Raw genomic sequence first — 21,368 nt, forward strand, 5'->3', positions numbered from 1 at the left:
GCGGTGCTGATCAGGCTGCCGGCAATGCGCCTGGCACCGGCACCACCTGGCCCGACCAGCGGCCCGCTTCGCGCGTTGCCTTCACCAGCACATTGCCGGGACCGGGCGCGGCCACCACGGCGCGCCCGCCTTCGGCCCAGATGGCGCTGCGTCCGACCGCTTCCCAGCCGCCGGTGGCGCCGCCATGATTCGCCATCAGCACCGCCATGCCGTGATCGGCCGCATATCCCGCGAGCAACCCGGTCTCCGGCGCATGGCCGGCTTCGGTGAGCAGCATCCCCGCCGCATAGATCCCGGCGCCGGCTTGCGCGGCCATGCGTGCATGGTCCGGTTGCGTGATTTCGGCGCAAATTGCCAGCGCGGCCTGATGTCCCGCGACGTTGACGGCCTGGCCGCCGCGACCAGGCACAAATGCGGCTTCCTCTCCTGGATGCAGATGCTGCTTTGTGTAGGTGCCGATCTCGCCGTTGGTTTGCAGCACAAGCGCGCCGATGTATACGCCGGCGCCGTTATCGGCGCGCACCGGTATACCCACCACCGCGATCATGCCGCTATGCTGTGCGAATTCGCGCAAGGGGTGCAGCACCGCGTCGTCCGGCCGGATGGCCAGCGCGCGCGCCAGCGTTCGCTCGTAGCCGGTCAGCGACAGTTCGGGAAACACCAGGAACTGTACGCCATGATCCGCCGCGGTCTGCATGAAGCGAAGATGCCGGGCGATATTTGCCTGGATATCGCCGGCAATGGAAGTGGTCTGTGCTGCGGCTATGGTCAGGGTTGTCATGGCGTCGGGGAGGGCGGGGAGTGCTTGCGTAGTGCGCAGTGTGACATGGGGTTGCTGCGACATGGCGATCCTTGTCGCGGGGGGCGCGCGGATGCTACGCAGAAACGGGTACGCTTTGTCGCGTCCCGGTGCTGGAACCGGCCGTGGCTCGACCTGCTCTTCGGCCACCCCGAGGCGATGCCCGGCTGGCCGCGCCGATCGCCGGGCACGATGGCGGCTTGTTCCCGCCGGCTTGAGCAGGTACTGCCGCAAGCACTGCCGCCCCCGGCCGGCTCAGGCGGCCCCGCCGTCGCGATAGCGGTCGCGCAATCCGCGCCGGTTCAGCTTGCCCACCGCGGTCTTGGGCAGCTCCGTGGCAAACAGCACGTGGCGCGGCTTCTTGTATGAGGCCAGCCGCGCAGCCAGGTGCTCGACCAGCTCGGCCGCCAGCGCATCGCTCGCCGCCTGCCCGGCGTGCAGCACGATCACGGCGGTGACTGCCTCGACCCACTTCTCGTCGGGCAGGCCGATCACCGCGCATTCGCGCACGGCTGGATGTGTCAGCAGCGCGTTCTCGACTTCGCCGGGATACACGTTGTAGCCGCCGCTGACGATCATGTCGGAGGTGCGGTCCTTCAGGTGCAGGAAGCCGTCGGCATCGAACACGCCGATATCGCGCGTGCGCACCCAGCCGTCGGGCAGGAAGGTCTGCGCGGTGAGTTCGGGGGCGTCGTGATAGCCGGCCACGCTGGACGGCGCGCGTACCGCGATCTCGCCCGGCTGGCCGGGCGGCACGTCGTTGCCGGCTTCGTCCAGCAGACGCAGTTCCACGTCCAGCGCCACCTGGCCGCAAGCGCCGAGCCGCTCGCCGTGATGGTCCTCCGGGCGCAGGACGGCGAGGCACAGGGGCACCTCGGTCTGGCCGTAGTACTGCCAGAAACGGTGCTGGCCCCAGATCGCCATGGCGCGCTCGATCACCGGGCGCGGCATCGGCGACGCGCCGTAGATGACGTAGCGCAGCGCGTCGGCCTTGCAGGTAGCCATGGCCGGCAAGCTCACCAGCATCTGCAGCATGGTCGGCACCAGGTTGATGGCGGTGACGCGTTCGCGCTCGATCGCCGCGAGGAAGCTCGCGGGCTCGAAGCCGGGCAGGATCACGGTCTTGCCGCCGCGCAGCCAGAACGGCAGCACGAACACGCCGCTGGCATGGATCAGCGAGGCGGCATGCAGCATCGCGTCGTCGGGCGTGGCGGGCAGCAGGTTGAGCAGCACGTTGCGGCAGATCGCCGCGTAGGAGGCTTGCGTATGCCGGGCGGCCTTGAGGGTGCCGGTGGTGCCCGAGGTAAACAAGGTCAGGATGACGTCGTCCTCGGCGACCTGCACCGGAGGATCGGTGGCGGGCCGCGACTGCGCCGCGGCGAGCAGATCGATGCCGCCATCCAGGCTCGCACCCAGGCCATGGCAGGCGAGTTCCGGCAAAGCCTGGCGCAGCGCTTGTGCACGCTCGGCGAGATCGGGGCCGAATACCAGCATCCGGCAGCCGGTGTCCAGCAACATGCGCTGGTGCTCGGCCAATGACAGGCGCGCGTTCAGCGGCACGCGGTTGAGCGCGGCCTTGACGCAGGCGAAGTCCAGCGGGATGCTGTGCAGGCCGTTATTGAGCAGCAGCGCGACGCGCTCGCCCGGGCCAGCGCCGGCCGCCTGCAGCGCGTGGGCAAGGCGCGCGCTAAGCGCATCGACTTCGCCAAAGGTCAGGCTTTGCCCGCCGAAGACGATGGCGGTGCGGGGGCCGTGCTGGGCCGCGCCGCGGCGGATCAACGCAAGCGTGGTGGGTGCCATGGTGCTGTCTCTCCCTGGTTTTTTCTTACGCAGAAACGGGTACGCTTTGATGGTCCGGGGTGCGTTCGCCCCGGATTGGTGCGAGCTCCGGCGAGCGCTTCAGCCGGAGAAATCGCCATGCCGCCCGGCGCCGCCGACAAAGCGGGCGGCGCCCTGGATGCCTTCCTCGAACACGACCGGGGTGCCATTGGCGCCCTCGGCGCGCAGGGCGTCGGCCAGCGGCAGGTCCCACTGCCCGTAGGCGGAGGCACGGTCGGCCAGCATGCAACGCTGGGGAAACGCCGCCAGCTCATGCGCCAGCGCCTCGGCGGCAGCGCGGGCCTGGCCCGGCTCGACCACGCGGTTGGCCAGGCCCATCGCCAGCGCCTCTCCGGCGGCTACCGCGCGGCCGCTCAGGATCATGTCGAGCGCACGGCCCATGCCGACGATGCGCGGCAACCGTACCGTGCCGCCGTCGATCAGCGGCACGCCCCAGCGCCGGCAGAAGACCCCGAACACCGCGTCGCGCTCGGCCACGCGCAGGTCCGCCAGCAGCGCCAGTTCCAGCCCGCCCGCCACCGCATAGCCGCTGACCGCGGCAATCAGCGGCTTGGACAAGGCCATCCGGCTAGGCCCCATCGGCCCCGCGCCGCCGCCTTGCGGATCGAGTTCGTGGCGGCGCGCGGGGTCGCCCACCGCTGACAGATCCGCGCCGCCGCAGAAGTGCCCGCCAGCGCCCCACAGCACTGCCACTCGCAGCGCGGGGTCGGACTCGAACTGCGTAAAGGCCGTCCGCAGCGCCAGCGCCATGGGGCCGTCCACGGCGTTGCGCTTGTCGGCGCGGTCCAGAATGATGGTATATACCGGGCCGGTGGTTTCGGTCCTGACATATGGGTTGGGCAGATTGTCCATGATCGTGGTCGCGTCGTTGGTGGGCAGGCTGGTTTCGGTTTGCCTGGGGTTGCCCTGGCTCACCGGGGTGTTCGCCTAGGTGTTTCTCCAAATACCGGAATATTTCACTAAATGATATATATGTGTCATGAAAAGAAATATTTCTCGTTTACCCTTCACCGAACTGACTGGACGCCCCGCGTCGTTTCCTGTTCCCAGGCTGCCCACAGTGCCCCCCGGCGTCACCCATGCACGACATTGAGATCCGCGAGCCTTCCGCCACCGACCTGGTGCTCGACCTGCTCTTCGGCCACCCCGAGCGAGCCCTGCCGGTGCAATTGCTGGCGCGCGGTGCCGAGGTGATGGGCATCGGCACGCCGAGCGTGCGCGTGGCCCTGACGCGGCTGCAGCGGCAAGGCCGCATCGTCAAGACCGAGCGCGGCTGCTATGCGGTGGTGCCGGAAGGCAATCCGGTCTACGACGAAGTCGAGCACTGGTTCGAAAAGGAAAGCCGGCTGGAGCAGTGGAGCGGAAACTGGCTGGTGGTGCAGGACGCCGCCGTGGCGCGCAGCGCAAAGACCGCATGGCGGCACCATGAGCGCGCGCTGGCGCTGTCCGGCTTTCGCCCGCTCGCGGCCGGCATCAATGTCCGCCCCGACAATCTCGCCGGCGGTGCCCCGGCCATGCGCGCGACGCTGTCCCGGCTCGGCATGGCCGGCGCGAGCCTGCTCTTCGTCGGGCGCGAGTTCGATGCGGATACCGCCGCGCGCATGGCGCGGCTGTGGGACGTGCCGACGCTGCAATCGACCTATCGCCGCGCGCTGGCCCAGCTCGAGCGCAGCCGCGCAAAAGTGGCGCGCATGGCGCCGGACGCCGGCGCGCGCGAAACCATGCTGGTGGTGCGCGCCATCATCCGCGCCATTGTGCGCGATCCGCTGCTGCCCGAGGCCATCATGGACCCGGCGCCCCGCCGCGCCCTGATCGAGGCCACCCGTGCCTATCAGCTGCAGGCGCGCACGCTGTGGGTGGGGCTGCTCGGCGGCTAGTCCCTGCACGGGAGCAGGCGCCCGTTCGCCGCTGGCTGGTGCCGGCCACGCCTCGCCAAGCGGCGGCGACTCACGTAAACTGGCTGGAACTTATGCGACGCATCGCGCCCTCAGTAGAGTGACGCGCGCCGGTTGATTCGGGGCCCTCCGGGACCTTGCGCCGTATTCACGCTGGCCAAGACAAGGAGTACAGGGTGAGCATGCCCGATTTCGACATGGTGCTGTTTGGCGGCACCGGGGACCTGGCGCGGCGCAAGCTGCTGCCGGCGCTGTTCGATGCGCATCGCGCGGGATTGCTGCACCCCGCCGCCCGCATTCTTGCCACCGGCAGCCATCCGCTTTCCACCGGGGACTATGTCGGCTCGCTGGAGCAAAGCGTGCGTCCCGGCCTCGAGCATGCGCCGCCGGAGGCCTGGGCCAGCTTCCTGGCCCGCGTCAGCTACGTGCAGGCCGATGCGCGCGAGCCTGCGCATTTCGACGCGCTGGCGCGCAAGGTGCTGGAGCGTGCGCCCGCGGTGGTGGTCTGCTATCTCGCCACCGCGCCGCATATTTTTGTGCCCATCTGCGAGCAACTGGCGCGTACGGGCCTCAATCATCCCAATGTCCGCATCGTGCTGGAAAAGCCGCTGGGGCATGACCTGCCTTCTTCCGACGCGATCAACTCGGCCGTGGCCCAGTTCTTCGCGGAAGACCAGATCTACCGGATCGATCACTATCTCGGCAAGGAGTCGGTGCAGAACCTGATGGCGATCCGCTTCGGCAATGCGCTGTTCGAGCCGCTCTGGCGCCGCGAATGGGTGCAGGATGTGCAGATCACCATCGCCGAGGAGCTCGGCGTGGAAACGCGCGGCGACTTCTACGACCGCACCGGCGCGCTGCGCGACATGGTGCAGAACCACCTGCTGCAACTGCTGTGCATGGTGGCGATGGAGCCGCCCACCAGCCTGTCCGAAGACGCCATCCGCGACGAGAAGATCAAGATACTGAAGGCGCTCAAGCCCATCACGCCGCAGGACGTGGCCGAGAAGACCGTGCGTGGCCAGTATCGCGCCGGCGCCGTGGGCGGCAAGCCGGTGCCGGGCTACCTGGACGAGAAGGGTATTGCGGCCGACAGCCATACCGAGACCTTCGTCGCGATCAAGGCCGAGATCGCCAACTGGCGCTGGTCGGGCGTGCCGTTCTACCTGCGCACGGGCAAGCGCATGCAGTCGCGCGTGGCGGAGATCGTGATCCACTTCCGCGATGTGCCGCATGCGATCTTCCCGCGCCCGCTGACGCTGTCGCCGCAGAACCGCCTGGTGATCCGGCTGCAGCCCGAGGAGAGCATCCGCCTGTACTTCCTGGTCAAGCAGCCGGGCGACACCGTGGCGCTCGCGCCCACTTCGCTCGACCTGGACTTCGCCAACTCCTTCAAGGTGCGCCGCGCGGGCGCCTACGAGCGCCTGCTGCTCGACGTCATCCGCGGCCGGCTCGGCTTGTTCGTGCGCCGCGACGAGCAGGCGCAGGCCTGGCGCTGGGTGGAGCCCATCCTCGACACCTGGGGCCAGAGCACCGTGCCGCCCAAGCCGTATACCGCCGGCACCTGGGGGCCGGCCGCATCGTCCGCGCTGATGTCGCGCGACGGTTCGCTCTGGCACGAAGAGGTGTAGGCCGCGCCGGCGCAGGATTTCCTGGCAACCCTTGCCACCTATCACCCTCACCTTCACCCTTACCCTGACAGGAGACAGAGCCATGCGACGCTACGAACATACCTCCGAGGCGGAACTGGCCGAAGCGATGGCGATCTCGGTGGGCCATGCGCTCGCGCTTGCCATCGGCGTGAACGGCTGGGCCGTGCTGGCGGTGTCCGGCGGCCGCTCGCCGGTGGCGTTGTTCGAGCGCCTGCGCCACCGCACTGTTCGCTGGGAGGCCGTCACCATCACGCTGGTCGACGAGCGCGTGGTGCCGCCGGACCATGAGGACAGCAACGGCGCGCTGGTGCGCCGGCACCTGCTGCGCGACGCCGCAGCCAAGGCGGCCTTTGTGCCGCTGGTGGCCGATGCCGCCGAGGTGGCCGATCCGGCCGGCGCCGTCGCGCGGCTGAACGCGGCCTGGCGCCAGCCCGACGTGGTGGTGCTCGGCATGGGCGAGGACGGCCACACCGCCTCGCTGTTCCCGGAGGCGCCGGAGCTGGAGCGGGCCCTGTCCGATACGCAGCCAGGCTACCTGGTGACGCATCCGCGAGAGGCGCCGCATGCGCGCGTCACGCTCAACCTGGCGGCGCTGCTGGCTGCCGATCGCGTCTTCCTGTCGTTCGCGGGCGCGGTCAAGGCCGCGGTGTTCGCGCGCGCCTGCAAGGGCCCGACCCCGGCGTTGCCGGTCAGCCTGGTGATGAGCCGCCATCGCCACGGCACCGATGTCTTCTCGGCCTGACGCCATGCCTGGCTATCCACGCTTGCTTGGCGACGTCGGCGGCACCAATGTGCGCTTTGCACTGGAAACCGCGCCGCAGCGCATCGGGCCGGTCACCGCGTTCAAGGTGGCCGACTACCCTTCGCTGGAGGCCGCCATTCGCCATTACCTGGCGGCGCTGCCGAGCGGCGGCGCGCGGCCCCGCTACGCGGCGGTGGGGCTTGCCAATCCGGTGACCGGCGACCGCGTGAAGCTGACCAACCACGCCTGGGCCTTTTCCATCTCGGAGATGCAGCGCGCGCTCGGGCTGGACCTGCTGCTGGCCATCAACGATTTCACCGCGCTGGCGCTGGGTTTGCCGCATCTCGGCAAAGGTGGCCTGACGCTGCTGCGCGAAGGTACCGCCGTGGCCGGCGCGCCGATGGCGCTGGTCGGGCCCGGCACCGGGCTGGGCGTGTCCGGCCTGGTGCCGGCACGCAGCGGCCCGGCGGTGGCGCTGGCCGGCGAGGGCGGCCATATCGAGCTGATGCCCGACACCGACGATGAATGGATTGCCTGGCGCGCGGCGCACAAGGCCTTTGGCCGGGTCTCGGCCGAGCGTCTTCTGTCGGGCATGGGACTATCGCTGATCCACGCGGCGCTGCACGCAGAAACGGGTACGCCCCTGGCGCGGCCGCTTGCGCCGGCGCAGGTCACCGAGGGTGCCATCCGGGACGCCGACCCGATATGCCAGCGCGCGTTCGCCGTATTCTGTGGCCTGCTCGGCTCCGTGGCGGCCGATATTGCATTGGTGCTGGGCGCGCGCGGTGGCGTTTACCTGGGCGGCGGCATCGTGCCGCGCTTCGTGCCCGCGCTGCAGGCCTCCGCATTCAACGCGCGGTTTACGGCGAAGGGCCGCATGGCCGCCTACCTGGAAAGCTTGCCCGTCCATGTCATCACGGCGCAGTTCCCCTCCCTGCCCGGGCTGGCGCAGGCGCTGGCCGAAGCGCTCGCCCACGGCGGGCAAAACCGCTACGTTTCACCCTTCTCCACTTAACCGCTTAACCATCAAGCTGACCCCGGACCTGACCATGCGAGTATTGCTGGTGGAAGACGACGCCATGATCGGCGATAGCGTGAAGACCGCGCTGCGCCAGGAGGGCTTTGCAGTCGACTGGGTGCAGGACGGCGAGGCTGGCCTGGCGGCCGCCACCCCGTCCGGCGGCCCGGACGGCGAGCCCTGCTACGCGCTGATCCTGCTCGATCTCGGTTTGCCGCGCCGCTCGGGGCTGGAGGTGCTGGCCGCGCTGCGCGCGCGCGGCGTGAACACGCCAGTGCTGATCCTGACCGCGCGCGACGCCGTGGCCGATCGCGTGGCGGGCCTCAACGCCGGTGCCGACGATTACCTGGTCAAGCCTTTCGACCTGCAGGAGCTGGCGGCGCGCATGCACGCGCTGGCGCGCCGCGCCGAAGGGCGTGCCGAGCCGCTGCTGCGCTACGGCGCCATCGTGATCAATCCGGCCACGCGCGAGGTCGCCCTCGACGGCGAGCCGGTGAAACTCTCCGCGCGCGAGTTCGGCCTGCTGTCGGCGCTGCTGGCGCGGCCCGGCAAGGTGTGGTCGGTGCCGCAACTGGAAGAGCGCCTGTACGGCTGGGGCGACGAAGTGGGCAGCAATACGGTGGAGGTGTATATCCATGCGCTGCGCAAGAAGTTCGGCGCGCCGCTGATCCGCAATATCCGCGGCGTGGGTTATGTCGTGCCCAAGCTGGACGATAGCGCGCCTGCCTCGCCCGGGAGTGCGGGCTGATGCGTTCGATCCAGAGAACCCTGCTGTGGTGGCTGGCGCTGGGTTTGCTGGCCGGCATCGCCATCGCCACCGCGCTGATCTTCGGCCAGGCCCGGCAGGAAGCCAATGCGCTGTTCGACTACCAGATGAAGCAGGTGGCGGCGGCGCTGCCCAGCCAGTTCGCCAATCCGGTCATGCCGTCGTTCGGGCCGGTGGAGCCGCCAGGCGCAGCAGTGGCGCCGGGCGACAGCCTGTTCCATTCCGACGAAGACGTGGTGATCCATATCTGGGACGGATCGGGCCGCAGCCTTTACCTTTCGCACGCGCATCCGTCGCTGCCGCCGCGCGCCGAGCTGGGCTTCTCCAATGTCAGGACCGACGAGGGCGAATGGCGCATCTACAGCGTGCAGCTCGGCCCGGCCGTGGTGCAGATCGCGCAGCCCATGTCGGCGCGCAACGAGTTGGCCGCGCGCATGGCGATGCGCACCGTGGCGCCCTTGCTGCTGCTGCTGCCCCTGATCGGCTGGCTGGTGTGGATTGCGGTGGGGAGGGGCTTGCGGCCCCTGCGCGAGATCGCGGCCGAGGTGCGCGAGCGCGACGCCAATGCGCTCGCGCCACTAGCCGTCAGCCGCATGCCGGACGAGATTGCGCCGCTGACGCTGGCGCTCAACCAGTTGTTGGCGCGGCTGTCGCATGCCATCGATACCCAGCGCGCCTTCGTGGCCGATGCCGCGCATGCACTGCGCACGCCGCTGGCCGCGCTGCAGTTGCAGGTCCAGCTGGTGGAGCGCGCCGATAGCGCCGAGGCGCGCCAGGAGGCGGTGGGCAAGCTGCGCCAGGGTCTGGAGCGGCTCACCCATATGGTGGCCCAGTTGCTGACGCTGGCGCGCCAGGAGCCCGGTGCCGCGCTGCCGTCCCACGAGGCGGTGGACCTGCGCGTGCTGGCCGGCACTGTGGTGGCGGAGATGACCCAGGCAGCGCTCGATCGCCACATCGACCTCGGCCTGGATGCCGGCCCGGGCCCGGTCGCGGTGTGCGGCGACGTGGATGCGCTGCGCATCCTCCTGACCAACCTGATCGACAACGCGCTGCGCTACGTGCCGGCCGGTGGCAGGGTCGACGTGCAGGCCTGCCGTATTCCGGCCGCCCAGGGCAGGGCCGGCGCGGACACGGTGGAACTCGTGGTACGCGACGATGGCCCCGGGATTCCGGCCGCCGAGCGCGAGCGCGTGTTCGACCGTTTCTACCGCGTGCCGGAAGCCCCCACCGGCGGCAGCGGCCTGGGCCTGGCCATCGTCGCCGAGATCGCGCAAACGCACGGCGCGCGCGTCTCGCTGGAAGATGCGGCGCCGGGGCTGCGTGTGCGGGTGGTGTTTCCGGCGGGCTAGGGGGCTCGCCCGCGCAACCGGCAGGCTCCGCTCAGCCTACCGGTGTGAGCACCGGCTCGCCGGCGAAGTGCAGGCGGCTGTTCTCCAGGAACTGTTGTACCGAGGCATTGATGGCTTCCGGCGACCAGCCGGCCACGTGGGGTGTCAGGACCATGTTGGGGCAATCGAACAGCTCGGTGGGCGGCTCGGGTTCGGTCTCGTACACATCGAGGCCGGCGCCGCCGAGCGTGCCGGCACGCAGGGCGGCGGCCAGCGCCGCCGTGTCGAGCACGCTGCCGCGCGCGATATTCACCACGAACCCGCCCGGCCCGAGTTGGGCCAGCACCTCGGCACTGACCAGGTGGCGGGTGCCGCCGCCGCCCGGCGTGGCGATCACCAGGTAATCGGCCCATTCGGCCAGCGCACCCAGGCTGTCGAAGTAACGGTATGGCACGTCGTCGCGCGGCGAGCGGTTGTGATAGCCCACTTCCAGGTCGAAGCCCAGCCCGCGCTGCGCGATGCGCCGCCCGATGGTGCCGAGGCCGAGGATGCCCAGGCGCTTGCCCGAGACATTGGGCCGCAGCGGCAGCACGGTGCGCCACTTGCCGGCGCGCGTGGCCTGGTCCAGCGTCGGGATGGCGCGCACGGTGGCCAGCAGCAGCGCCATGGCATGGTCCGCCACACAGCTGTCGTTGGTGCCGGCGCCGTTGGCGACCGTGACGCCGCGCGCCCGGGCATGGGCCACGGCGATATTCTCGTAGCCGGCACCCAGTGCGCACACCAGCTCCAGCGCGGGCATGGCGTCGATCTCGGCGGCGCTCAGCCCGACCGAGCCGATTGTCAGCACGGCGCGCACGCGTTCGCCGCATGCCTTGACCTGCGCGGCCCGGCCGGCGCTGTCCGGCGCGTAGCGCACTTCGTATTGTTCGGCAATCCAGGAAAGGTGTTCGGCGCTGACGTGGCTGAGGACAAGCAGGAGCGGCTTCATGGTCGGGCAGGGTGGAGTGGGAGGGAGGTCCCGGGGTGGGACGCAAGCTGCACCGCAGCATTGTAGCGGTGGCGCGGCGCGCTTGCCGGCGCCGCCGTGACAGCCGCCGATTATCAAATTCCTGCCAACAGTGCTTCCAATCCAGAGTGGATGATCGACCGGCCACGCATGGCCATAATCGTTGGCATGGGCGGTGCTCCTGCTTCCTGCCGCTCCTGTCTTCCCTCACGGGTCAATGCACTCGCCAGTGCATTCAAGCATTCAAGCATTCAAGCATTCAAGCATTCAAGGAGTCTTGCCATGTTCCCCGATTTCAAAGACGCCAGGGTCCTGGTGGTCGGCGGTAGTTCCGGCATCGGCCTGGCCGCCGCCGCTGGGTTTGCCGCCCGCGGCGCGAGCGTCACCATTGCCTCGCGTTCCCGGGAGAAGGTCGACGCCGCCGTGCGCGGGCTGGCTGGCAGCGCGGGCGCCGTCACCGGCGCGACGCTGGACGTCACCGACGACGCCAGCGTGGCGCGATTCATGGAAGGTGCGCAGCCGTGGGACCACGTGGTGATTTCCGCCGCGCAAACGCCCACCGGGCAGGTGCGCCAGCTGCCGCTGGCCGATGCCTACGCCGCCATGGACAGCAAGTTCTGGGGTGCCTATCGCGTGGCGCGGCTGGTCCCGGTTCGCGCAGGCGGCTCGCTGACGCTGGTGTCCGGATTTCTGGGCATGCGGCCAAGCAAGACCTCGGTGCTGCAGGGTGCCATCAATGCCGCGCTCGAATCGCTGGGCCGCGGGCTGGCGCTGGAACTGTCGCCGGTGCGGGTCAATACCGTATCGCCCGGCCTGATCGCCACGCCGCTGTGGGACAGGCTGGACGCAGCCACGCGCCAGTCGATGTACGAGAGCGTGGCCGCGCGGCTGCCGGCGCAGCGCATCGGCCAGCCCGAGGACGTGGCCAACGCCATCCTCTACCTGGCAGGCACAGGCTACGCCACGGGTTCGACCGTACTGGTCGATGGCGGCGGCGCCATTGCGTGACCGGCCGGATGCGCATTGCCGCGCATCGTCTTCCCCCTTTTCTTGATTGAATCGTCGTCCATTCGACATTGGAGTCTCACATGCAGATCGATCTCTCGGACAAGACCGCGCTGGTCACCGCTTCCACCGCCGGCATCGGGCTGGCCATCGCTACCGGGCTGGCGCGGGCCGGCGCCAGCGTGGTCATCAACGGCCGCAGCCAGGAAAGCGTGGAGCGCGCCATCGGCGCGATCGGCGTGCAGGTGCCGGGCGCGCGCCTGCGCGGCGTGCCGGCCGACGTCGGCACCGCCGCAGGCTGCGCCGCGCTGGTGGCGGCCGTGCCGGCCGTGGACATCCTCGTCAACAACGCCGGCGTCTATGGCCTGAAGGACTTCTTCGACCTCGGCGACGAGGACTGGACCCACATCTTCGAGATGAACGTCATGTCCGGCGTGCGCCTGTCGCGTGCTTATCTGCCGGGGATGACGCGGCAGCAGTGGGGCCGCGTGGTCTTTATCTCGTCGGAATCGGCGCTCAATGTGCCGGAAGACATGATCCACTACGGCTTCTCCAAGACCTCGCAGCTGTCCATATCGCGCGGGCTGGCCAAGCGCCTGCGCGGCACCGGGATCACCGTCAATGCCGTGTTGCCGGGCCCGACACTCTCGGATGGCCTGCGCGGCATGCTGGAGGGCCCCGCGGCAGAGGCGGGGGTCAGCGTGGAAGCCGTGGCGGCGGACTTCATCAAGGCGCATCGCCCCAGCTCGATCCTGCAGCGCGCGGCCACCGTGGAAGAGGTGGCCAATATGGTGGTGTACGTCTGCTCCCGACAGGCGTCGGCCACCACCGGGGCGGCATTGCGGGTGGACGGCGGCGTGGTCGATACCATCGCCTGAGCTGCAAAAGAGGGGAAAAAAGGGCGCCGGCATTCACGCAGAAACGGGTACGCTTTGCGCCCGCGGCAGGGGATCGCGCACCACGCGAGGCTTGAAGCGGAACGCAAATGCCGTTCTAATGCAGCGGATACGACTGACCTATCCTTGCCAATGAAACCTGCTTTCCTGTCTTCCCTGCTACTGTCCGCCGCGCTGGCGGTTTCCGCCGCTTCCGCCAGCGCCGCCCCGCCGCCGGCTGCCACGCAGGCCGAAGTCAGCCATCTTCTTGCCTACCTCGCCGGCTCGAACTGCCAGTTCAACCGCAACGGCAGCTGGTATCCGGCACCCGACGCGGCCGCCCACCTGAAGAAGAAGTACGACTACCTCGCCGACAAGGGGGCGATTGGCTCCAGCGAGGCCTTTATCGAACTGGGCGCGAGCAAGAGCAGCGTCAGCGGCAAGCCCTATCTGGTCAAATGCGGGCAGGCCCAGCCGGTGGAGAGCGCGCCGTGGCTGGGTGCCGAACTGGCGCGCTATCGCCAGAAGGCGCCCGGGAAATAAGCCCGACCGAGGGCACGCAGAAACGGGTACGCATGGCCTCCCGGTACCGCACCGGCAAGCCATGACATCCGCGCGACGCCGGCGGTCTGCGCCGCCCTCGCGGCGCCGGGCCGGATCTGCCGGCGGCCGGCCGGAAGCCGGCCAAGCCCGTCCTCCCGGCAGACGGTATGCCTGCGGCGAGCGCGCCGACCTCGCCTGCCAGGGAGATCATCCCTCCAGCCCATCTCATCATCCGCCAACTGATCGATTGCAGTGTGCGTCTTGCGCGACCAAGAATGGAAGCGGAAGAACGGCGAACCGATCGCGGCGCATTCTGGTGGAGCGTCCACGGTATCGCCGCGCCCGGTCGACAAGTGGGGCGCTGGACGTGACCGATGATAGAGGCGCGCCAGTCTGATCACTACAACCGCGACGGTGAGTGCCGCGTGTGCTACGCGCAAGCCGATCGCTCGAGCGCTCGGGTGAGCGCATATGCGCCGCTGCCGGGGGGCGGCGGGCGCGGTGTCCCATCGCCGTATGCACTGGGCGATCGGGCATGGATGTACTTTCGGGAGGGGGCATGAAAAACCAAAGGGAAAAGGGCGCTGCTGCTGTAGAGTTCGCCCTGGTGTTACCGACCTTTCTGGCGCTCACATTCGGCATCGTCGAGTACAGCATCGCACTCTACGACAAAGCCGTCATCACCAATGCGAGCCGCGAAGCTGCGAGAGCCGGCATTGTCCTGAAGAATCCGAAATTGACCACTAGCGACATTCAGAATGTCGCATTGAATTATTGCCAGGCCAATCTGATCACGTTTGGAAAATCATCCACTCCTACGGTAAGCGTTCCGGCCGGAAGCGGCGGGAGTTTCGGATCCGCCCTCACTGTTTCCGTGTCTTATAGCTACTCGGGACTTGCGCTGGGGAAAATGATCAGTGCCTTCACTGGTCCATTCAATTTAACGGCAACGACTAGCATGAACAACGAGTGAGCCTATCCGGCGCGAGGCATATCATGCAAAATCGACACGAAACGAGATATCTCCCGAGCTGCATCCAACGGCGCCACGCTCCGTCCAAAAGATGCAATCGCCGCGGCAAACAAAAGGGTTCGATAGCCGTATTGGCCGCACTTTCCTTGACTGCGCTGCTGGGCTTCGCTGCGCTGGCCGTCGACGTGGCTGATCTATACCTGGTGCGCAATGAGCTGCAGAATGCGGCAGACGCCGCAGCTTTAGCCGGCGCGCCATGTATTTACGCTCGAGCGCAATGCCTGAATACAAAAAACACCGCTCCCGACTGGAGTACCGCGCAACAAAAGTCGAGCGCCGCGATTGCCATGAATAGATCGACCGGCGCCGCGCTGACCAATGGCCTGGTGGAGTATGGCTATTGGAATATTACCGGTTCCCCGGCTGGATTGCAGGCACTTCCGATGAAACCCGGAAGCAACGATCTGCCTGCGGTGAAGGTCACCATCAGCAGGTCGACGGGCAATAATGGTGGTGTTGTGCCGACCTTCTTTGCAAGAATTTTTGGTGTCAAAGGCACACCGGTGTCTGCGAGCGCGGTTGCGGTCATTTCATACCCTGGCTATGCAGGACCAGGCAGCCTTTTCCCGGTGGCCATCACGAAGTGCATGTACGACAATTATTGGAATTCCACCACCGGAGCGCCATATACCGCGACCTCCACCAACCCAAGCGGATTCGATTTGCCTCAAACGATCGGCCAGCCCTATATTTTCAAAGTCACGTCGTCCTATCATGCCGGCCCTTGCGAGGCGGGCCAATGGACGTCTTTGGACATCGATAGCAACAATGTGCCGACCATTCGCAATCTCATCAGCAATGGCAATTCAGCCGGGGTTCTGATTGACGGCAGTACAAATGGTAGCGTCTGGATTCAGCCCGGAACGAAAACGACGCTGTATTCCAGCGTTGACGCCTGTAGCGCGGAAGGCACCAAATCTTGCGAGTATGTGACGGTCCCCGTTGTGCAGGACATCTCCACTCACGCATACAATGCCGTGGTGGCGTTCGCCTGCCTGCATATACTATCGGCAACGGGAGGGAGCGGAAAATATATCGTAGTCCAGATGAGCAACAACCCGGATTATTGCCAGGCCTCGAATTCCGGCGGTATTGGGCCAGCATATGGCTCGCTCACACCGCCAAGATTGGCGCACTAGCGTCGCACCACTACGCCGGTTGGACTCCCTTTGGACTTCCTTCCGCATCGTCCCAGGCCGGCATGCAGCCAAGCATCCAACAACGCCTTTTCTGCGCTTGACCCGGCGGGCACGAGCCCGGGCCAGGCCCAGGATCCGCCACGACCGCAGCCGGCGCCGCCACCAAACGGCACAGCAGCCCATGGTTGCCGCCGCAGCAAATAATCCTATTCTTCTCATCCTGGATTCGGGCCAGGCGCGGTCGGGAAGCTGGATGCATGGCTGCGGGTGCTTGTGAGCATCCCAAGCCCATGAATGCGCCCCGGCGTTCGCGAAGAAACGGTTCTGCCCCATAAAGGGAGCGGCACGGCCGCGATGACCGACCCGTGGCTGGTGCGAGCCCGTGGCGTTATCGGACGTCACGGCGTGAGCCCGCATCCGAGCACGCTGCGGGAATCGTCGACGACCGTGGCGAGCGGCGCGAGCCGCATCCCGTTTGAGAGATCGAGCCGAATTCGACGCTTCCCATGGCGCCGCCGTTCGTCGACGATGGTGGAGCAAGCCAGGGCAATGCGCAAGCGAGACGACGAGGTGTGCCCGAACGCGGTGGGGATCGGGGTGCCGCCTGCCGGAGATTTCCGCCGATGCCGCCGACATAAAGCCGCCCGATGTACCCGTCGCCGTTGCAGTCGAGCGGCGTGACGGACGAGGGAATCGAGCGGGCCAGGCCCGGTAGCGTAAAACAGGTGCCGCTCAAGCCGCTGCAATTGCGTCGGGCGCTCCACAGGAGCGCACCGATGACGGCATCGAAGGTCACGATGCAGCGTTCGATGGAGGCTACGCCGAACGATGGGGCGCTGTCTTCTGCCGGGTCCCAGCCGGCACCCATCGCCACCGGCGGGTTGGCGCCGCCGCATCGCCTTCAGCTGGGTCCAGGTCCGGCCGAGTTGGGCGACGTCGGCGCTACTGGCTTGCCACAGGAAGCGCGGATTGACAGGGGGGCAGCCACGTCGAGGGCCGCTTCAATTTCGCCCCCAGTGGCTTCCGTGCCCATGGCTCGTCTCCATCATGCCAAGCGTACTGTGTAGCGGAAGCCGGAGAGGCGGTGCTTCGGGTTGCGCTACGCGTCGATTTGCCTGCTTCGGCTGCTGATTGGATTTCGCCGCTTTCCGGTCACCGGCTTGGGATCCCGGAGCCGGATCAGGTCACCACGCACCAAAGCAAAAAGGCCCGGAACGGAGCCGGGCAATGGGTTGTTCTTCAGCCATTGCTGCCATAGCGGCTGAAGAACCTCCCGGGGTCGTGCCATCCTTCAACCTCCTTGGCCCGTCATCGTAGGCAGCAGCACGCGGTAAATCTGGATGAACGCGGGTCCGAGCAACACCAGCAGCAGCGTCGGAAAGATAAGGAAGATCAGAGGAAACAGGAGCTTCAACGCGATTTTCGCGGCTTGTTCCTCGGCCCTCATGCGGCGCTTGGTGCGCAACGTGTCCGACAGTACCCTGAGGGACTCCCCGAGGCTGGTGCCGAATCGATCCGCCTGGATCAGCATGGAGGCGAACTTGTCGACATCTTCAACGCCGGTGCGCAGCGCAAGATTGCTCAGTGCCTTGTCCTTGGCGAAGCCAGAGCGCAGTTCCAGCAGCATCAGTTCGAGTTCTTCGGCCAGGACCGGGCAGCGCAGGTCCAGTTCCTCCGCCACGCGCATCAGTGCGGCATCGAGCCCCAGGCCGGCTTCAACGCAGACGGTGAGCAGGTCGATGGTGTCGGGAAACTCCTCGAATACCGCGCGCTTGCGGTTCTCGGCCTTGCGCGACAGCACGCCATTGGGCAGGTAGTAGCCGACCGCGCCCAGCAAGGCGAGGATGCCAATCATTTCATACTGATCGGTGATGACCTGGGTACTGCTCAACACGCTCAAGGCAAGCAGGGGCAATGCAATTGCGAGCATTGTCTTTGCCGCGAAGTACACGGTGGGGGCGGAGGCGGCGCGCCAGCCGGCGTTCATGAAGCGCACGCGCAATTGCGAATTCTCCCAGCCCTCCTTGGGCAGCGACAAGCGCGACACTGGCTTGGCCAGGTCCAGCAGCGTCTCCAGCCACGCATGCTGCTGTCCATTGCCGGGAACCGACCCGGAGGCTTCGCGTGCGATCTGCTCGACGCGCCCCCGGCTGCGGCTTGGCGAGAACACCAGCAGCAAGCCGAAAACCGCGCCGAAGGCCGTCACGAAGACGAGGGCCAGCAGCAGGAATTGTCCGTTGTAGATGCCTTGCATGATTGCTTCCCCTGAATAAGAACTCTGGTCTCCCCAGCATTCGCGCGGACCGCATTCAGACCCGGATCCGGATGATGCTGCGCATCCAGAGGACACCGAGCACCATGGCAGCGAGCGCGATCCCGATCATCTTGAGCCCCATCGGGTCTTGCCACAGGACATTCATGAATCCCGGGTTCACCACGAGAATCAGCGCGGCGGTGCCGAAAGGCAGCAGGCCCAGTATCCATGCGGAGAGCCGCCCTTCGGCGGAGAGCACGCGGATCTTGTCGAACAGCTTGAGACGTTCGCGCACGAGCGAGCTGATGGTGTCGAGTATTTCGGCCAGATTGCCCCCGCTCTCGCGCTGGATCAGTACGGCAATCACGAAATAGCGCAGGTCGCTGACGGGGACGCGCATGGCGAGGTTGGTCAATGCCTCGTCGAGCGCGACGCCATAATTGATTTCATCGAACGTCGTGCGGAACTCCTGGCCCATCGGGTCTCTCAGTTCCTGTCCCACCGTGCCGACCGCACCGGAAAAGGAGTGCCCGGCGCGCAGCGCGCGGCTGATCATGTCCACCGCGTCGGGCAACTGGACTTCCAGGCGCTTCAGCCGCTTGTGGCGCAGCGATACCACGCGCCAGACGGGCAGGAAGCCGGCCAGCAACGCCACCGCCGCCACGATCAGCAGGGGGATGGGCAGGAACAGTCCGACCGCTCCGGTGCACAGTATCATCAGGCCACAGTAGCCCAACAGCTGGCCGACCGACCAATTGCTGCCGGCTTGCTCCAGCCAGCGGTCCAGGGCGCCGATGCGGGGCAGGCCCATCAGCCACCGCTGCATCAGCGGTGAATTGCTGAGCATGCGCTCCTTCAGGATCGAGAGTCGCTCCCGGCCAACCTGGCCACCCGCGGACAGGGCACGTATCCGGGCCTCGATCCGCTTGGCTGACGGCCCGTGGTAGTTGTTCCACCACAGGTAGGCGCCTTCCACGCAAAGTACCACCGCGGCAAAGAGCAAGATGATGAAAGCATAGAAGATGAAGTTCATTTTTCCGGCTCCGTAGTGTGGTCGGCATCCGTTGGGCAGCGCATGGTTTCAAACGTCGTAACGCTTGCCGGGGTCGTAGGTTTCGTCAGGCAGCCCGACTCCGAACACGCGCAGGCGCTCGGCGAACTTCGGGTAGACGCCGGTTGCGCGGAAGTGTCCCGTTACGGTGCCGTCCTGCGCTACGCCGGTACGCTGGAAGGTGAAGATCTCCTGCATGTTGATGATCTCGCCCTCCATGCCCGTGATCTCCTGGATGCTGACGATCTTCCTGCGGCCGTCGGTCATGCGGGCCGCCTGGACGATCACGGTAATGGCCGAGGAGATCTGCTGCCGGATGGCCTTGGCGGGCATGTTCAGTCCAGCCATGCTCACCATGTTCTCGAGCCGGGTCAGCGCGTCGCGTGGCGTGTTGGCATGGATGGTGGTCAGCGAGCCTTCGTGGCCAGTGTTCATCGCATTGAGCATGTCGAGTGCCTCGCCGCCCCGCACCTCGCCCAGGATGATGCGATCGGGCCGCATGCGCAGGGCATTGCGCACCAGCGAGCGCTGGGTGATCTCGCCCTTGCCTTCGATATTGGGCGGACGGGTTTCCAGCCGCAGTACGTGAGGCTGGCGCAACTGGAGTTCCGCCGCATCCTCGATGGTGACGATGCGCTCGTCTTCCGGGATAAAGCCGGAAAGGATGTTCAGCAAGGTGGTCTTGCCGCTGCCCGTACCGCCCGAAACCAGGACATTGACCTTGGCGTGCGCCAGTGCCTGGAGCAACTGCGCCATCGGCGCCGTCAGGCTCTTGAGCGCAACCAGGTCCGACACCTGCAGCGGATTCACCGCGAAGCGGCGGATGGAGAGCAGCGGGCCGTCGATCGCCGATGGCGGGATGATCGCGTTGACCCGCGAGCCGTCCGGGAGCCGGGCGTCCACCATGGGGCTCAGCTCGTCGATGCGGCGGCCGACCCGCGAGACGATCTTCTCGATCACCTTCATCAGATGTACATCATCGTAGAACGTGATGTCGGTGAGCTCGAGCTTGCCGCGGCGCTCCACATAGGTCTGTCTTGCCGTGTTCACCAGGATGTCCGATACGGTCGGGTCCTGCAGCAGCGGCTCCAGCGGACCGAAGCCGAACATCTCGTCATAGATATCGCCGGAGACCTGCCTGCGCTCGGCATCGTTGAGCAGGATGCGCTCTTCGTCGATGATGGTGTTGACCAGCAGGCCTATCTCACGCTTGACCTGTTCCAGCGGGTAGCGTGCCAGGCGCTCCAGTTCAACGCGGTCCAGTACCATCTCGTGAACGCTCTTCTTCACGTCCCGGTAAGCGGACTGGGCATTCTGCGGCCGCATCGCTGCGTGGCCATTCATGGCGATGGGGGGATGCTCCGGCAACGAAAGCTGTTCGCGGATTGACATGATGGGCTCCGGTTCCGATAGGCGGGTCAGGCTGCATTGGCGGGCGATGGCTTCGCGCGCAGGAATAGCTTGCGCAGCGGCGAGGTGCTGGCGGGCTGCGCATTGCGCCCGGCGCCGGGCGTTCCCGCGAGCGCCGTGCAGAACGCGAGCAAGGCACGGGCGATGGTGCTGCGCTTGTGTTCCCTGGCGACAGGTACGCCATGGCTGATCGCTTCGTCAACCACCGTGGGCTCGTCCGGGAGCATGTGGAATATCTTCGCGCCGAGTATGTTCTCCAGCGTGACCCGGGTGAGCTCGTCGCGGCGTCCATGGCGATTGACGACGAGGCGGATCTTCTCGTTGCTGTAGTGCAGCGCGCGCAGGATATCGAGCAGGCGCCGGCCGGTTCGCGCATAGGCAATGCTGGGCTGGACGATCACGCAGATGCTGTCGCTCCGGTCGAGTGCGGCGATGGATAGCGGATTGACCGATTGCCCGATGTCGAGCAGGATGAAATCGTAGCGTGGAGACACGACGGAAAGGATGTACTCGAGCTGCTCCTTCCTGACTTCATTCGCCTTGATGGGATCGTTCGGGCCGGCGAGGATATCGAAGCCTTCGTTGACGCGCGTGAGGCAAGCCTCCAGGAACGCATCGTCCATGCGTTCGATCTGCGCGCAGACCTCGGGCAAGGTGGCCGGCGGCGTCTTGTCGCTGACGAGAAAGCTGGTATCGCTGAACTGGTTGTTCAGGTCGATCAGCAAGACGCGCTTGCCCTCGTGGGCGCTCAAGGCGTAGCCGAGATTGCTGGCAATGAAGCTGGTGCCCGCGCCGCCCTTGCAGGAAAGAAAGGACACGATGCGGGCAGAGTTCTGTGCCTGCAGTACCTGGTTCGCTTCCAGCCGCGCCACGGCACTGCTGAGCTGCACCTTGTCCAGCGGCCAGGCGAGCACGTCGCGCACACCGGCTCGCAATGCGCGGATCAATATCTCGGGCTGCTGTGCCGACGTGACAAGGATGCAGGGCAGGTCGGGGTACTGTTCCCGCAAGGC

At 66.9% G+C, this 21,368-nt stretch carries 20 protein-coding genes; 11 read left to right on the top strand and 9 right to left on the bottom strand.

Features of this window, described 5'->3' with window-relative positions; genetic code table 11:
- Positions 1-10: 10 nt before the first annotated feature.
- From P3W85_RS15365 to P3W85_RS15375, 3 genes are all read right to left on the bottom strand, one after another.
- The gene (locus P3W85_RS15365; RefSeq protein WP_276265430.1) at positions 11-844 is read right to left on the bottom strand and encodes a carbon-nitrogen hydrolase family protein; all 834 of its coding nucleotides are present in this window, start codon (positions 842-844) and stop codon (positions 11-13) included.
- A 210-nt stretch (positions 845-1,054) separates the two neighbouring features.
- Complete coding sequence (locus P3W85_RS15370; protein ID WP_276265431.1) at positions 1,055-2,599, bottom strand: class I adenylate-forming enzyme family protein; 1,545 nt, start codon at positions 2,597-2,599, stop codon at positions 1,055-1,057.
- A 99-nt stretch (positions 2,600-2,698) separates the two neighbouring features.
- Positions 2,699-3,490 carry a crotonase/enoyl-CoA hydratase family protein gene (locus P3W85_RS15375; RefSeq protein ID WP_276265444.1) on the bottom strand — a complete coding sequence of 264 codons (792 nt, stop codon included), beginning with the start codon at positions 3,488-3,490 and terminating at the stop codon, positions 2,699-2,701.
- 227 nt (positions 3,491-3,717) lie between these two features.
- On the opposite strand from P3W85_RS15375, the gene P3W85_RS15380 reads away from it, so the two are divergent.
- From P3W85_RS15380 to P3W85_RS15405, 6 genes are all read left to right on the top strand, one after another.
- The gene (locus tag P3W85_RS15380) at positions 3,718-4,515 is read left to right on the top strand and encodes a PaaX family transcriptional regulator C-terminal domain-containing protein (protein ID WP_276265432.1); all 798 of its coding nucleotides are present in this window, start codon (positions 3,718-3,720) and stop codon (positions 4,513-4,515) included.
- A gap of 200 nt (positions 4,516-4,715) precedes the next feature.
- The gene (zwf, locus tag P3W85_RS15385) at positions 4,716-6,164 is read left to right on the top strand and encodes a glucose-6-phosphate dehydrogenase (RefSeq protein ID WP_017230207.1); all 1,449 of its coding nucleotides are present in this window, start codon (positions 4,716-4,718) and stop codon (positions 6,162-6,164) included.
- An 82-nt stretch (positions 6,165-6,246) separates the two neighbouring features.
- Positions 6,247-6,927 (top strand): 6-phosphogluconolactonase, encoded by a 681-nt coding sequence (gene pgl / locus P3W85_RS15390; protein ID WP_276265433.1) that lies wholly within the window; start codon positions 6,247-6,249, stop codon positions 6,925-6,927.
- 4 nt (positions 6,928-6,931) lie between these two features.
- The gene (glk, locus tag P3W85_RS15395) at positions 6,932-7,942 is read left to right on the top strand and encodes a glucokinase (protein WP_276265434.1); all 1,011 of its coding nucleotides are present in this window, start codon (positions 6,932-6,934) and stop codon (positions 7,940-7,942) included.
- 34 nt (positions 7,943-7,976) lie between these two features.
- Positions 7,977-8,693 (top strand): response regulator transcription factor, encoded by a 717-nt coding sequence (locus tag P3W85_RS15400; protein ID WP_276265435.1) that lies wholly within the window; start codon positions 7,977-7,979, stop codon positions 8,691-8,693.
- Complete coding sequence (locus P3W85_RS15405; protein ID WP_276265436.1) at positions 8,693-10,060, top strand: ATP-binding protein; 1,368 nt, start codon at positions 8,693-8,695, stop codon at positions 10,058-10,060. The genes P3W85_RS15400 and P3W85_RS15405 overlap by 1 nt, the downstream gene beginning before the upstream one ends.
- Before the next feature lie 31 nt (positions 10,061-10,091).
- On the opposite strand, the gene P3W85_RS15410 is transcribed toward P3W85_RS15405, so the two are convergent.
- Entirely contained in the window at positions 10,092-11,027 is a 936-nt protein-coding gene (locus tag P3W85_RS15410) for a 2-hydroxyacid dehydrogenase (protein WP_276265437.1), read from the bottom strand.
- Between the two features lie 300 nt (positions 11,028-11,327).
- On the opposite strand from P3W85_RS15410, the gene P3W85_RS15415 reads away from it, so the two are divergent.
- The 5 genes from P3W85_RS15415 (at position 11,328) to P3W85_RS15435 (ending at position 15,640) form a co-directional block, all read left to right on the top strand.
- Positions 11,328-12,053 (top strand): SDR family oxidoreductase, encoded by a 726-nt coding sequence (locus P3W85_RS15415; RefSeq protein WP_276265438.1) that lies wholly within the window; start codon positions 11,328-11,330, stop codon positions 12,051-12,053.
- Positions 12,054-12,133: 80 nt separating this feature from the next.
- Positions 12,134-12,928 (top strand): SDR family NAD(P)-dependent oxidoreductase, encoded by a 795-nt coding sequence (locus P3W85_RS15420; RefSeq protein ID WP_276265439.1) that lies wholly within the window; start codon positions 12,134-12,136, stop codon positions 12,926-12,928.
- Between the two features lie 150 nt (positions 12,929-13,078).
- Positions 13,079-13,468 (top strand): DUF5329 domain-containing protein, encoded by a 390-nt coding sequence (locus tag P3W85_RS15425; RefSeq protein ID WP_276265440.1) that lies wholly within the window; start codon positions 13,079-13,081, stop codon positions 13,466-13,468.
- Between the two features lie 535 nt (positions 13,469-14,003).
- Positions 14,004-14,441 (top strand): TadE/TadG family type IV pilus assembly protein, encoded by a 438-nt coding sequence (locus tag P3W85_RS15430; RefSeq protein ID WP_017228212.1) that lies wholly within the window; start codon positions 14,004-14,006, stop codon positions 14,439-14,441.
- A 23-nt stretch (positions 14,442-14,464) separates the two neighbouring features.
- On the top strand, positions 14,465-15,640 hold the full coding sequence (locus P3W85_RS15435) for a TadG family pilus assembly protein (protein ID WP_430869553.1): 1,176 nt from the start codon (positions 14,465-14,467) through the stop codon (positions 15,638-15,640).
- A gap of 398 nt (positions 15,641-16,038) precedes the next feature.
- Here P3W85_RS15435 and P3W85_RS15440 read toward each other — a convergent pair whose 3' ends face one another.
- The 5 genes from P3W85_RS15440 to P3W85_RS15460 form a co-directional block, all read right to left on the bottom strand.
- The gene (locus P3W85_RS15440; RefSeq protein WP_276265441.1) at positions 16,039-16,197 is read right to left on the bottom strand and encodes a hypothetical protein; all 159 of its coding nucleotides are present in this window, start codon (positions 16,195-16,197) and stop codon (positions 16,039-16,041) included.
- Between the two features lie 734 nt (positions 16,198-16,931).
- Positions 16,932-17,894: a type II secretion system F family protein gene (locus tag P3W85_RS15445; protein ID WP_017228213.1), complete on the bottom strand. Its 963-nt coding sequence runs from the start codon at positions 17,892-17,894 to the stop codon at positions 16,932-16,934.
- Between the two features lie 55 nt (positions 17,895-17,949).
- Positions 17,950-18,927 carry a type II secretion system F family protein gene (locus tag P3W85_RS15450; RefSeq protein ID WP_017228214.1) on the bottom strand — a complete coding sequence of 326 codons (978 nt, stop codon included), beginning with the start codon at positions 18,925-18,927 and terminating at the stop codon, positions 17,950-17,952.
- 48 nt (positions 18,928-18,975) lie between these two features.
- A complete protein-coding gene (locus P3W85_RS15455) occupies positions 18,976-20,337 on the bottom strand; it encodes a CpaF family protein (RefSeq protein WP_276265442.1) in 1,362 nt (453 codons plus the stop codon).
- Positions 20,338-20,363: 26 nt separating this feature from the next.
- The coding region (locus P3W85_RS15460; protein ID WP_276265443.1) for an AAA family ATPase at positions 20,364-21,368 on the bottom strand (1,005 nt) is incomplete at its 5' end.

The organism is Cupriavidus basilensis, from assembly GCF_029335485.1.
Classification (GTDB): Bacteria; Pseudomonadota; Gammaproteobacteria; order Burkholderiales; family Burkholderiaceae; genus Cupriavidus; species Cupriavidus basilensis_E.